Source organism: Puniceicoccaceae bacterium (genome assembly GCA_040224245.1).
Lineage (GTDB): Bacteria > Verrucomicrobiota > Verrucomicrobiia > Opitutales > JAFGAQ01 > JAKSBQ01.
In genome coordinates this window covers 100,562-112,545 of the sequence record JBEGIR010000074.1, presented here as the reverse complement: position 1 = coordinate 112,545, position 11,984 = coordinate 100,562, and the positions used below count along the sequence as shown (strand labels likewise).

At 55.0% G+C, this 11,984-nt stretch carries 10 protein-coding genes; 9 read left to right on the top strand and 1 reads right to left on the bottom strand.

The annotated features are described in order from the left end of the window. On the bottom strand, positions 1–1,253 hold a 1,253-nt coding region (locus ABQ298_13025; protein MEQ9825300.1), incomplete at its 3' end, for a GIY-YIG nuclease family protein. 88 nt (positions 1,254–1,341) lie between these two features. On the opposite strand from ABQ298_13025, the gene ABQ298_13020 reads away from it, so the two are divergent. The 9 genes from ABQ298_13020 to ABQ298_12980 all read left to right on the top strand — a co-directional run bounded on the left by ABQ298_13020 (position 1,342) and on the right by ABQ298_12980 (position 11,817). After that, positions 1,342–2,631, top strand: a complete 1,290-nt coding sequence (locus tag ABQ298_13020; GenBank protein MEQ9825299.1) for a competence/damage-inducible protein A — start codon at positions 1,342–1,344, stop codon at positions 2,629–2,631. Positions 2,632–2,774: 143 nt separating this feature from the next. Continuing rightward, the gene (gene holA / locus ABQ298_13015) at positions 2,775–3,899 is read left to right on the top strand and encodes a DNA polymerase III subunit delta (GenBank protein ID MEQ9825298.1); all 1,125 of its coding nucleotides are present in this window, start codon (positions 2,775–2,777) and stop codon (positions 3,897–3,899) included. Positions 3,900–4,406: 507 nt separating this feature from the next. Further along, positions 4,407–5,543, top strand: coding sequence for an LptF/LptG family permease (locus ABQ298_13010; protein MEQ9825297.1), 1,137 nt, complete (start codon positions 4,407–4,409; stop codon positions 5,541–5,543). Positions 5,544–5,596: 53 nt separating this feature from the next. Then, the gene (locus ABQ298_13005) at positions 5,597–6,526 is read left to right on the top strand and encodes a GNAT family N-acetyltransferase (protein MEQ9825296.1); all 930 of its coding nucleotides are present in this window, start codon (positions 5,597–5,599) and stop codon (positions 6,524–6,526) included. Positions 6,527–6,593: 67 nt separating this feature from the next. Further along, on the top strand, positions 6,594–7,364 hold the full coding sequence (locus ABQ298_13000) for an AraC family transcriptional regulator (GenBank protein ID MEQ9825295.1): 771 nt from the start codon (positions 6,594–6,596) through the stop codon (positions 7,362–7,364). Between the two features lie 115 nt (positions 7,365–7,479). Beyond that, positions 7,480–8,802 (top strand): Gfo/Idh/MocA family oxidoreductase, encoded by a 1,323-nt coding sequence (locus ABQ298_12995; GenBank protein ID MEQ9825294.1) that lies wholly within the window; start codon positions 7,480–7,482, stop codon positions 8,800–8,802. Next, a complete protein-coding gene (locus ABQ298_12990; protein MEQ9825293.1) occupies positions 8,799–9,782 on the top strand; it encodes a Gfo/Idh/MocA family oxidoreductase in 984 nt (327 codons plus the stop codon). The genes ABQ298_12995 and ABQ298_12990 overlap by 4 nt, the downstream gene beginning before the upstream one ends. Beyond that, on the top strand, positions 9,779–10,585 hold the full coding sequence (locus tag ABQ298_12985) for a sugar phosphate isomerase/epimerase family protein (protein ID MEQ9825292.1): 807 nt from the start codon (positions 9,779–9,781) through the stop codon (positions 10,583–10,585). Before ABQ298_12990 ends, ABQ298_12985 begins: the two co-directional genes overlap by 4 nt. After that, a complete protein-coding gene (locus tag ABQ298_12980; GenBank protein ID MEQ9825291.1) occupies positions 10,582–11,817 on the top strand; it encodes an MFS transporter in 1,236 nt (411 codons plus the stop codon). The genes ABQ298_12985 and ABQ298_12980 overlap by 4 nt, the downstream gene beginning before the upstream one ends. The last annotated feature ends 167 nt before the right edge of the window (positions 11,818–11,984 follow it).

Below are 11,984 nucleotides of genomic sequence, written 5' to 3'. Positions count from 1 at the left end.
CGGTGGGCCTCGTCCCGTGCACGCTGCAGAAGAAAGAGTGCGGGATCATCGTGCGGCAGGTTGAGCGGTGCCCGGTGGTCAGCAAAAATGATGGTTTCCATCTTTTTCGCCAGACCGATCATCGCGGGCGGAGGAATCTCGAGCAGCAGGAATGAGCGCATGGCTGAGGTGACCTGCCCCTTGCCGCCATCGATCACAATGAGGTCGGGCATGGGTCGTTGCTCCGTGTGCAGGCGCTGGTACCGCCGCCCCACCACTTCTTCCATCGAACGGTAGTCGTCATTGCCGACATAGCGCTTGATGCGAAAGCGTCGGTAGTCACTGCGGCTGGGTTTGCCATCCCGGAAGCAAACCATTGACGCAACCACAAAGGAGCCAGAGGTGTGGGAGATGTCGAAACACTCGATGTGCCGCGGAAGGGTGGGTAAATCCAGCACTTCCTTCAATCGCTCCAAGACTCCTTCGGGTGAGATTCGAAGGTTCGCAGTGCTGGCAAACTTGCGCGTTCGCTCAAGTGTATCACGCATGGAGCGCACGAGATCCCGAAGCTCTGCAGCCTTCTCAAAATCGCGCTCCTGGGCACGCTGCTGCATCTGAACTTCCAGCTCGGCAATCCACTCCTTCGACTTGCCCTCGAGAAACGCACAGGCGAGGTCAACACGCTCCCGGTAGCCGTCCACCGTCACTTCATTTTCGTGCCCGTAGATCTCCCGGCGCACGTCATCATACAGGCGATACCGCCCCGGTTCGATTTCGATGGGCCGTGCATCCGAAAGCAGGATTCCATACTTCAGGCGCATCTCACTGAGAGTCTTTCGCAAGCTGGACGCATGCACGAAGGGACCAAAATACTGGGATCCCTGGTCGTTGCGATTCCGCGTCAGCCGAAAGACCGGCAGCGGACTCTGCACATCCACCTTCACCATGAGGAAGCGCTTATCGTCCACAAAATCCGTATTGTAGCGCGGCTTGTATTCCTTGAGCAGTTTGCCCTCCAGCAGCAGAGCCTCTGTCTCGGACTTCACGTCGAGTGTTTCCAGATCGGCAATCAGGGGAAGCATGGAGCGCACCTTGGGCTGCGCCACCATCTTTTTGCGCGAGGGTTGAAAATAGGTTGAAACTCGCTTTTTGAGATCTTTTGCCTTACCTACATAAATAACGTTCCCAAAGCGGTCTTTCATCAGATACACCCCAGGCGTGTGCGGCAGATTGCGCACTTTTTCCTTTATTCGACTGGATACCTCGGGTGGCATGACTGGAATACGAAGCGGGACCCACGATCCATTCAAAAATGGAATGCGTTGTCAACGAAGCGAACCCATTTTCCCACTGCAATCCGCCATGAACTCCACCCATATGCTCCGCAAAATCGATGTCATTCATCTCGGAGATGAGTTGCTGCTCGGTCTGCGTGCCAATACCCACCTGCAATACCTGGGACGCAAATTTTCACAGTATGGATACACGCTCTCAAGCGATCTGGTCATCCGGGATCATCGTGATGAAATTCTGGCCGCAATGGCTCAGGTATGGCCCAGCACGGATCTGCTGATCACGACCGGAGGCCTCGGACCCACTGTGGACGACATCACACGCCAGGCCATTGCATCGTTTTTGGGTCTCGATCTCGAGTTCAATGAAGCGGTTGAAGAAACGATTCGCCAGCGCTTTTCACGCATGGGCCGGGAGATGCATGAAAACAACCTGCGTCAGTGCTATCAACTCAAGGGTTCTGAGATCATGGAAAACCCCAATGGCACCGCACCGGGACTCTTTCTTGAACACGACGGACGCTACCTCGCCATGCTTCCGGGGCCACCGAGGGAACTGATGCCGATGGTGGAAAATCAGTTACTGCCGCGTCTGCTGAAACGCGGACTCATCGAGGAGCAGCGCGCCTTCATCCAAATCCGCACTTGCGGCATTGGGGAGTCGGCACTGGAGGCCAAGCTGCAGCCACTGGTCGATGCCGCAGAGGGAGTGAGTGTTTCGTTCTGCGTGCACTCGGGTGTGGTCGATGTGCGCTTCGCCTGGCAGGATGCTCCGGCCATGGAGCGTGCAAAAACCAGCGCAGAAGCCGCGCGCGAACAACTTGGAGATGATTTTGTGGGGTATGGCGATTTTGACATGGCCAAGTCGATCATTGCCCACCTCTCAACCCAAGGACAGCGCCTCGCGGTTGCCGAGTCGTGCACGGGTGGCATGATTGCATCCGCACTGACAGATATTCCCGGAGCCTCCAAGGTCTTTTCAGGTGGCATTGTTGCCTACACCAACGAGGCCAAGGTTCTGGCACTGGGCATCCCCGAGGATTTTGTTCTGCAACACGATGCTGTCAGTGCGGAGACCGCTGTTGCGATGGCAACAGCCGCAGCCGAGAGTCTCTCCAGTGACTATGGGTTGAGCACCACGGGATATGCCGGACCTGAGGGAGGCAATGAACAGGTTCCCGTCGGAACTGTTTTTATCGGATACCACTCCCCCTATGGAGCCTGGTCCAAGCGCATTCATGTGAACGGAGACCGTAGCCTGATTCGTCAGCGTGCAACGGTATATGCTCTCGACCTCATGCGGCGCAAACTTCGCAAATACCGGCAGGAGGAAGATGCATACAGAGCACAGCAGGGTTGAGCGATTCTTCGTTGCATAGGGAAACCGGTTTGCCTTGAAAAACTCCGCCAAAGCGGGAAACAGGTTTGCAAAAGCGACACCCGGCAGGTTGAAATGGGTGCCAGTCGGGGAAAGCCCTGATCACAAGCTTCGACAGAGAGAGGATGATGAAGATTCCAGACGGATTTGCCCTCGTGGGTGGTGATGACGAGTTCATGGCAGATCGCCAGGCGGAAACATGGTTCAATGCCCTTAAAGCGGAAATGGGTGACGGAGCTGAAACTGAGGTCATTGATGGACGCGCTTCAACCGTGGCCGAGGTGGAATCGTGCGTTTCACGATTCATGATGGGAGGTCAGAATCTCTCCTTGTTTGGAGAAAAGAAAATTGTGTGGTTGCGACAAGTTAACTTTCTCGGAGACAACCAAACAGGTCGCGCCGAGGGCACCAAGACATCCCTCACCGAACTCACCAGCTGGCTGGAGGGTTTCCATGACCCCAATACCTATCTTCTGATTTCGGGTTCTCCCATCGACAAGCGCAAGGCTTTTGCCAAGTTTTTCGAGAAGCATGGCAACGCCGCATTCCTCGCAACGGGGAAAAACGCCGATCAACTGGTTCAGCTCGTGGTTCAGGAATGTCGTACTCAGGGGATCGAAATTAAACCGGAGGCCGCCATCGCCCTGATCGACCGTGTCAGCGGAAATACACGCATGATGATGAACGAAATCGAAAAACTTGCGACTTACCTCGCAAGTGCCGATTCCCGCGTGATCACCTATTCGCTTGTCAATGAAATGGTCTCCCAATTTGGGGAAACCGAGTTTTTCGAGCTTGCCGATGCCTTCTACCAATTCGACTTGCAAAAAGGACTGCACTCTGTTCGCAAACATTTTTTCACACACAAGGACGCTCGCCCCGTACTTTCGAATCTACAAAACCGCAATCGCCTGCTCATCCAACTGCGTTCCCTCATTGACGGTCAGTGGATCGATGCCCGCGCCCGGCAGCTGAGCGCCGCTGCGCTGGGACGTGCGGCAAGCGCCTATGCAGCCTGCTTTCAGGATGCGACACAAAAATCCGAGTACCATCCCTTTGGCCAAAATCCCTGGTACCTCACACGACTGGTTGCAATTGCCCAGCGCATTCCCCTGCGCACCTTGATCGATTTCCAACTGATGTTCATCGATACCTTTGCTCGCCTGATCGACCACCCCAATGAACAAGAGCAGCTCATCCACAATCTGGTAGTCGATTGTCATCGAGAGCTTGCGGCTGGACAACGCTGAGGTGCAGGCTGCTCACACGCTATGCGCGTTGAAGGCGATTTCTCCAGCAAAGCCAGCACCTTTTGAGGGCACGATTGTCAACATCGACAAAATCCGCGTACCCGTCACCTCGCGCTCCCATTCTTTTTATTCTGAATGTCGCTATATTTTTTGAACGAACTGCCAAGCCGTCCGTCTATCTTCATGCAAAGCATTTGTTTTTATAGTTTTTAGTCTAGTTTGTAGTTTGTTAAGTTGTTAAGACACCGCGTTCCTTCGGGAGGGCGGTGTTTTAATTTGTACTCCTTCTGAACGAGCTTCCCTTCTTGCTTTGATTTCTTGGTTTCAGCTGTGGGTACGCTACTGGACAACTCCCGTGAGAATCGCGGTGGCCGGACGGAAATCCAGCTGCCGCGCGGCCAATCTCAGGATATTGGCTTGTAAGACCGCCCATCCCTGCTGATGCTATCGCGTGGGTTCCATACACAACCGGAACCGCAGTCCAACTTACGTGCATTCCCGGATTCTGTGACGATACTGCGACGCTACATACTGAGCGAAGTGCTCCTTGCGACCATCGGCGCGATGCTGTTTTTCTGTGTCATCCTGGTAGGTGGTAACGTCCTGCGCGACTTGGCCGCGCGTTTGGCAGAAGGACGCTTGTCCCTGACCATGTTTTTCCAGCTGTTCGGCTTGCTCATTCCCTACATCTTTTCCTTCTCCCTGCCACTGGGGTTTCTTGCGGGTGTGCTCATCGGACTGGGACGCCTGTCTTCAAACCGCGAAATCATTGCCATGAAGGCAACTGGCAGCAGCCTGTGGGACATCAGCCTGCCCATTCTGATTCTGGCCGCACTGGGTTCGATACTCGCCGGATTCACCAACAACTATGTCGCACCCACGGCGCGTGCGACCTACAAAACACTCTTGGTTGAAGCTCTTCGAGAGGACCCACTTCGATTTTTCGAAACCGGAGTGCTCAGCCGGGAATTTCCGGGTTACATCTTCTTTATCCAGGAGAACGACCATGGTCGCCTTAAGGGGTTTTGGCTTTGGGAGCTGGATTCCGAGGACCGACCCTCCTTTTTCATTCGAGCCGACTACGGTGAGATTCGCTACGAGCGGGAAAAGGACGCCCTGATCCTCACCCTTCGCAATGGCCTGGCGGAACAATGGCCCCGCGCAGAAAAGCAAGGTGGGCTCATGGAGGGTGCGACGGTTTTTTTTGAGGAGTTTCCCGTGGAACTTCCCCTTAGCTACAGCCTGGGAGCAGCGAAGGTTGAGAAAACAATGTCGCAGTTAACACTGTCTGAAATGCTGCAGATGCTCAGAGGCACCCGACCACTTCCGGATCGGGCCGCCAACAATCCCGAACGCTACCTGAGAAAACTGAAAGTGGAAATCAGCAATAATTTTTCATTGGCAGCCTCCATCCTGGCACTCGCGACCATTGGGATTCCGTTGGCGATTCGAACCGGACGTAAAGAAACCTACGCAAACGCGATGCTCGCACTGGCATTAGGCTTGGTCTACTACTTTTTTGTCAGCATGATTTCATCACTGGACATTCCTTCCCGTTTCGCCCCAGAACTTCTGATCTGGTTACCCAATATCGCTGTGATTGGAATCGGGATTGCGCTGATGCGACGGGTTTACCTGCACTGAGGCGACGAAGGTTTGCATATCCTAACAGCATCCACCCCCAAGCACCCCCGCACATGCTCCCCCAATATACGATTCGAACCCTGACCCAAGCAGACTGGGATGAGGTTGCCGAGCTGATTTGCCTGTCGACCAACTATTGGTACCAGACCCACGGCCATTCCCGCATCTTCAACTGCAACCCGTATGACACCCGCCTGTTCTGCGAGGTCTATGAGGATTTGGATCCGGGTTGCTGTGTGCTTGCGACCCACCCGAAATCGGGGCGCATCATGGGTTCGTGCTTCTATCGAAAACGGCAGACGCATGTCTCCCTTGGGATCATGAATGTGCATCCAAATCACTTTGGAGCAAAAATCGCGAGTGCGCTGCTCTCGGAAATCATCCAGATTGCCGATGCAGCATCCCTGCCCGTTCGACTGGTTTCGAGCGCGATGAATCTCGATTCGTTTTCGCTCTACACGCGACAGGGATTCCGCTCCATCCGCTGCTTTCAGGACATGTGCGTCACGGTGCCAGCGGGGGGATTCGACATCCCATACCATGAGGGGATGATCCGCGAAGCTACTCTTGAAGACATTCCCGCCATGGTCGATCTGGAGATGGAATTGTCAGGAATTCACCGGGAAAAGGACTTTCGGTATTTCATCAACAACCACCGTAAGATTTGGCACACATCCGTGTCGCTCGACGGTGACGGGCAAATCACTGGTTTTCTCAGCTCCATTGCCCACCCGGCCAGCAATCTGTTGGGGCCGGGCTGCGCCCGAAACCCGGACACAGCGTTCCACCTGATTCTCTCCGAATTGAACCAGCACCCGGGCAGGTCCCCCGTTTTTCTCGTGCCAACTGACGATGCACATCTGGTCTCCAAACTCTATGGTATCGGAGCGCGCAATTGTGAGCTTCACCTTGCACAGGTGCGCGGGCAGGCACAACCAAGCCGTGGAATTGTGATGCCCACATTCATGCCCGAAACCGGATAAAGATAAAATCCGCGCCAATCGTATTGAGTTGAAGCGATGCCTTGACCTGCGCTAGGCTCTGCGCGGCATGGCAACCTGCAACCCGACCGAAGCGTTTCAAAAGGAGCTGCGCAGCGGACAGCTCCAGGGACTCTTTGAACACCTGCCTGGAGTGTATTTTGTAGTCAAAAATCTTCAGGGCGAAGTTGTGATGGCAAATCACTTTGCGGCAAATGCCTGTGGATTGAACTCCACCAAAGCCATGCTCGGCAAAACCGATTTCGACCTGTTCACACGGGAACGGGCGGAGAGCTACGTGAAAGACGACCAGCAGGTTTTTACTACCGGAACCCCCATCATCGACCGGGTGGAACTGGCACCCGATCCGAACCATGCGATCCACTGGTTTGTGACCACAAAACTCCCCCTTTACGGACACGATGGGCGCATCATCGGCCTTGCCTGCATCGGACGGGATCCCAGCCAGGCCCACGAGCACCTGCGCCCACATCTGGAAATGAACCCGGTACTCGAATACGTGCGCCGCCACTATGCCGAACCCCTGCGCATCGCTGATTTGGCAAAACTCGTCAACCTCTCTCCGAGTCAATTCCAGCGACGTTTCAAACGTGTATTCGGAATCACACCAGCTCAGCATCTCTGCAACGTTCGCGTCCGCTCAGCATGCCACCTTCTGATGCAGACTCACCGCACGATTGCCAGCATTGCACTGGATGTGGGGTTTTACGACCACAGTCATCTCGTTCGCAGTTTTCGAAAGACCCTTTCCACCACACCTGCAGCTTACCGGAGCAGTGTCAGCACCACTTTCAAAACTGTAACCAACAACAGGGGATGATTCAAAAATTATACAACGCGATGCGCGAATCGTCCAAGACGCAAAAGGGTGCTGCGTGATAGGATATGCGGGTGATTCAAGTCTCTGAAAACAAAACCTTCACCCCGCTGAACTGATGAATCGACGTGAATTCATGCGCAGTGCTGCAGCGAGCTTAGCCGCACTTCCCCTGTTTCACATTCGCGCTTCTGCGCTATCCCCAAACTCCAAACTGCAGCACGCAAGTTTTGGAGCCTCAGGACAGGCGCTTGCAGACCTGCGAAGTCTGGCAAAAAGTCCGTATTTCGAACTGAGGGCAGTTGCAGAGGTCGATGATCGCATGCTTCCCGAAGTCTTGCAGCATTTCCCCGGTGTGCGCATCTACAAGGATTGGCGACAACTGCTGGCAGATGAGGCAGACAAACTTGACTCCGTTAACATATCGGTCCCCGACCACATGCACGCCATCATGACCGTCGCATCCATGCAGCGCGGGCTGCATGTGTATTGCCAGAAACCCCTGGCACACAACATCTCGGAAGTACGCAGCATGGAGGCAGTGGCCCGAAGTACAGGTGTTGTCACTCAAATGGGTACCCAGCTCGCATCCATGATCTATGAGCGTCAGGCTGTGCAAATGATTCAGGACGGTTGGATCGGTCCGATTCGCGAAGTCCATGTCTTCAGCCACAAGACGTGGGGCGATACCGAATCCCGCCCCCCACACGCCCACCCGATTCCTGCGGAACTTGACTGGGAACTCTGGTGTGGAGTCGCACCCAAGGCAGATTTTGTGGAGGGCTACTATCATCCCGGCAATTGGCGAAAACGTCTGGACTACGGAACAGGCACTCTCGGAGACATGGGTTGCCATATTTACAGTGGCATGTTCCGCGCACTTGGGCTGACTCAACCGCTCGCGGTCCGCAGTCTCGGTCGCCAACCGAACGCCACAAACTGGGCCATCGATGAATGGATTGAGTACCGTTTTGCTGGCAATGCCCTTACTGCGGGAAAGGAACTCAAGGTCACCTGGACGGATGGTTCACTGGGCGTCCCTCCGGCAATCAGAATCCTCACGGAAGGCATTCTTCCGGACCAGGGAACCGTATTTCTCGGTGAAGAGGGGGTGCTGCTTGCACCCCATTGGGAGCGGGCACAACTCTTCCCCCGGGAACGCTTCAAGGATCGCCGCCCACCGCGACTCGAGCCACGGGATCACTATCTGGACTTTCTGAATGCCTCGCGTGGCGAATCCGTCACTCCCATCGCTGATTTTTTGGACTATGGGGCTCCGTTGACTGAAATCATACTGCTGGGAGGCATTGCCACTCATTTCCCAGCCCAATGGCTTGAGTGGGATGCCGGTCGCATGCAGTTTGTGAATCACCCCGAAGCCAATACGCACCTCAGCCGCCCGTACCGGGAAGGGTGGGTTCTGGAAGGAGATCTGATATGATCCGTGTCGGGATTGTGGGACTGGGTTTCATGGGAGGTGTTCACCTGCGTCACTGGCAAGCTTTGCCAGGAGTGGAAGTGGTCGCTGCATGCGATCTGAAGCCCCAAAAATCCGGTGCGGTAAAGGGAAATCTTGGAGGTTCGGCGCAAGCACTCAATCTGGAGCATCTCCACCTCTACACCGACGCGGCAACCCTGTATGCAAACGAGCAACTCGACGCCGTCTCCATTACACTTCCCACCTTTCTGCACTGCGACGCAAGTATCCAGGCCCTGGAGGCGGGAGTTCATGTGCTTTGCGAAAAACCAATGGCACTGAATCTCCATCAATGTGATGCCATGATAGCCGCTGCAAATCAGGCGGGGCGGCACCTGATGGTCGCTCACTGTATTCGCTTCTGGCCCGCCTATGCCTGGCTGAAACAAACGGCAGTGGCGGGAACCTACGGACGCTTGATCGCGGGTGATTTCAACCGTATCGGGGCAGCACCCGGATGGGACAGTGGCAGCTGGTTTGCCGACCCTGAAAAGAGCGGTGGTATCGGCTTGGATCTCCACATCCACGATCTCGACTTTGTCAGCTACCTCTGTGGAACCCCGGAACGCATGCAATCCTGGTGCACGCGTTCGCCGTCAAGCGGTGTTGCAGGGGAGGTGCGCTCGGTGCTCGAGTTTGCAGGGGGTCTTCAAATTGGTACACTTGCAAGCTGGTTGATGACTCCGGAGTTTGGATTCGAAATGAGCTTCAGAGCGGTGTTTGAACGCGCGGTGGTCTGTTACAACTCCCGGGAAGGAATGGGGATGCAGGTGATTCCTGCGGATGCACCCGCCTATTCTCCGGAATTGAATTCCTGCGATGGATACCCGCTTGAGATCCAACACTTTCGCGACCTGATTTCAGGTGCGGCAACTGAGCCGGTCATCAGTGCTGTGCAGGCTCGAAATTCTGTTCGTCTCGCCATTCAATCCACTCAGCCATGAACACAACTGACATCGGAATCTGTACCTGGTCGGTCGGCAATGATATCGACCGCATCCGCAATGTGCTCACACAAGGCGGTGTCACCCGCCTCCATCTCGATGTCTCCGCTGCTGCACGATTCCAGGATACCGTGGCAAATGAAGCATGGACTGTCAGCGGCATGATGCTGAGTTTCCCGCAGGAGGACTACAGTACACTGGAGCGTATTCGCAAGACTGGTGGCATCGTGCCGGATGCACACTGGCAGCACAATCGACTGCTTGCCCTTGATGCGATCCAGACAACCGCAATCTGGCGGGTCCCTTTTCTCTCGTTTCATGCTGGGTTCATTGATGCAGCTCACCCTTCAACTTACGACTGCTTCTGCAGTCGGCTGACAGAACTCGCCGATGCATCCCGGTCCGCTGGAGTAAAGCTCATTCTCGAGACGGGTCAGGAGACGGCAACAGAGTTGAAACAGTTGTTGGAGCACCTCAACCACCCGGCCCTCGGCGTGAACTTCGACCCGGCCAACATGCTGCTCTACGGAAAGGGAGATCCCATCGCCGCACTTGAGGTGCTTGCACCATGGGTGGTACATGTGCACCTGAAGGACGCACTGCCCAGCACCGACTCCACCCAATGGGGAATCGAGGTGCCCTGGGGTGAGGGTGCTGTAGGAGTCCAACGGTTTTTCGAACAACTGCAATCCATCGGCTATGCAGGGTATGCCGCTGTCGAACGGGAAGCCGGAAGCCAGCGCGAGGCTGACATGCTGTCCGCACTTCAGCAAACCCGAAACCATCTGAAATCCGTACCATGAATCCATCACACACGTTGCTAACCCCCCGGCTCTCCCTGCTCATGTTTCTTCAGTTTTTTGTCTGGGGAGCCTGGTTTGTCACCCTTGGCAACTACATGATGTCTGCCGGACTCGGAAACTCCATCGGCACTGCCTATTCTCTTGGACCGATTGCAGCCATCCTGTCTCCCTTTTTACTCGGCATGGTGGTGGATCGCTTTTTCCCAGCCGAAAAAACCCTGGGGGTGCTGCACCTGCTGGGCGGTATCGCCATCTTCTGCGCTCCCTATGCTGCCGAAACATCTGCTTCGCTGTTCATCCTGTTCTTGTTTGTGCACACGCTGTTCTACATGCCGACTCTCGGGCTTTCAAACGCCCTGGCCTTCCACCACGTGCGGAATCCGGAGCGTGAATTCCCAGCCATCCGGGTCTTCGGAACCATCGGTTGGATCGTTGCCGGGGTCTGGGTGAGTATGATTTTGAAGGCAGACCATAGCGCGATTCCACTTCGCGTGGCAGGCATCGCCAGTGTCGTGTTGGGGCTTTATTGTTTTTCCTTGCCACACACCCCTCCGCAAGGAAAGGGGCAACAAACCAAAGTGCGTGACATTCTCGGTCTCGATGCCCTGCGACTGCTCAAGGAACGCTCGATGTTTGTCTTCTTCCTCTGCTCATTTCTCATCTGCATCCCACTCGCAGCCTACTACGCATTTGCACCCGTCTTTGTAAACGATGCGGGATTTGCTAACCCGGCCTTCAAAATGTCGCTGGGACAGGCGTCCGAAATTGTGTTCATGCTGGCAATGCCCCTGCTCTTTGCTCGCCTTGGGGTAAAGCGCATGCTGCAAATCGGCATGCTGGCCTGGGTTGCGCGCTATGCTATGTTTGCTGCAGGTGTCGAGGAGAGCTTGCGATGGATGGTGCTCGTGGGAATCGCGCTTCACGGCATCTGCTACGACTTCTTTTTTGTCGCTGGCCAGATTTACGTGGACAATGCATCGGAACCCCGCTTTCGGGGTCAGCTGCAAGGACTGCTGGTGATGGTCACTCAGGGCTTTGGCATGTTGATCGGTGCACAGATCGCGGGTTTGCTGAACGTGGCCATGGTGCAATCCGCGAATGAATCCGTGCTTACCGCCTGGAAACAATACTGGTTGATCCCCTGCTTCGCAGCAGCCGTTTTTCTGGTGATGTTCAGCGTGCTCTTCAGGGCACCCGCAACGGTGAAAGCTGCAGAAGCTACCAGCGACTAGCCCTTTCCTGCACTCAAGATGGTTTCAGTTGTCGTACCCGACGGTGACAGTCATCAACGCCGTTGCAGGTAAAGGGAAGCGCATGTGAACGGGTGGAATTCCTCCTCAGTTCCAGTTAAAATCGCTTCAAAATATTCGAGTATTTCTGATCCGGTTTTTTAACTTGT

Coding starts and splice junctions, on each gene's coding strand:
- ABQ298_12980 (MEQ9825291.1), top strand. CDS start 10,582: ATGAATCCATCACACACGTTGCTAACCCCCCGGCTCTCCCTGCTCATG.
- ABQ298_12985 (MEQ9825292.1), top strand. CDS start 9,779: ATGAACACAACTGACATCGGAATCTGTACCTGGTCGGTCGGCAATGAT.
- ABQ298_12990 (MEQ9825293.1), top strand. CDS start 8,799: ATGATCCGTGTCGGGATTGTGGGACTGGGTTTCATGGGAGGTGTTCAC.
- ABQ298_13020 (MEQ9825299.1), top strand. CDS start 1,342: ATGAACTCCACCCATATGCTCCGCAAAATCGATGTCATTCATCTCGGA.
- ABQ298_13000 (MEQ9825295.1), top strand. CDS start 6,594: ATGGCAACCTGCAACCCGACCGAAGCGTTTCAAAAGGAGCTGCGCAGC.
- holA (MEQ9825298.1), top strand. CDS start 2,775: ATGATGAAGATTCCAGACGGATTTGCCCTCGTGGGTGGTGATGACGAG.
- ABQ298_13005 (MEQ9825296.1), top strand. CDS start 5,597: ATGCTCCCCCAATATACGATTCGAACCCTGACCCAAGCAGACTGGGAT.
- ABQ298_12995 (MEQ9825294.1), top strand. CDS start 7,480: ATGAATCGACGTGAATTCATGCGCAGTGCTGCAGCGAGCTTAGCCGCA.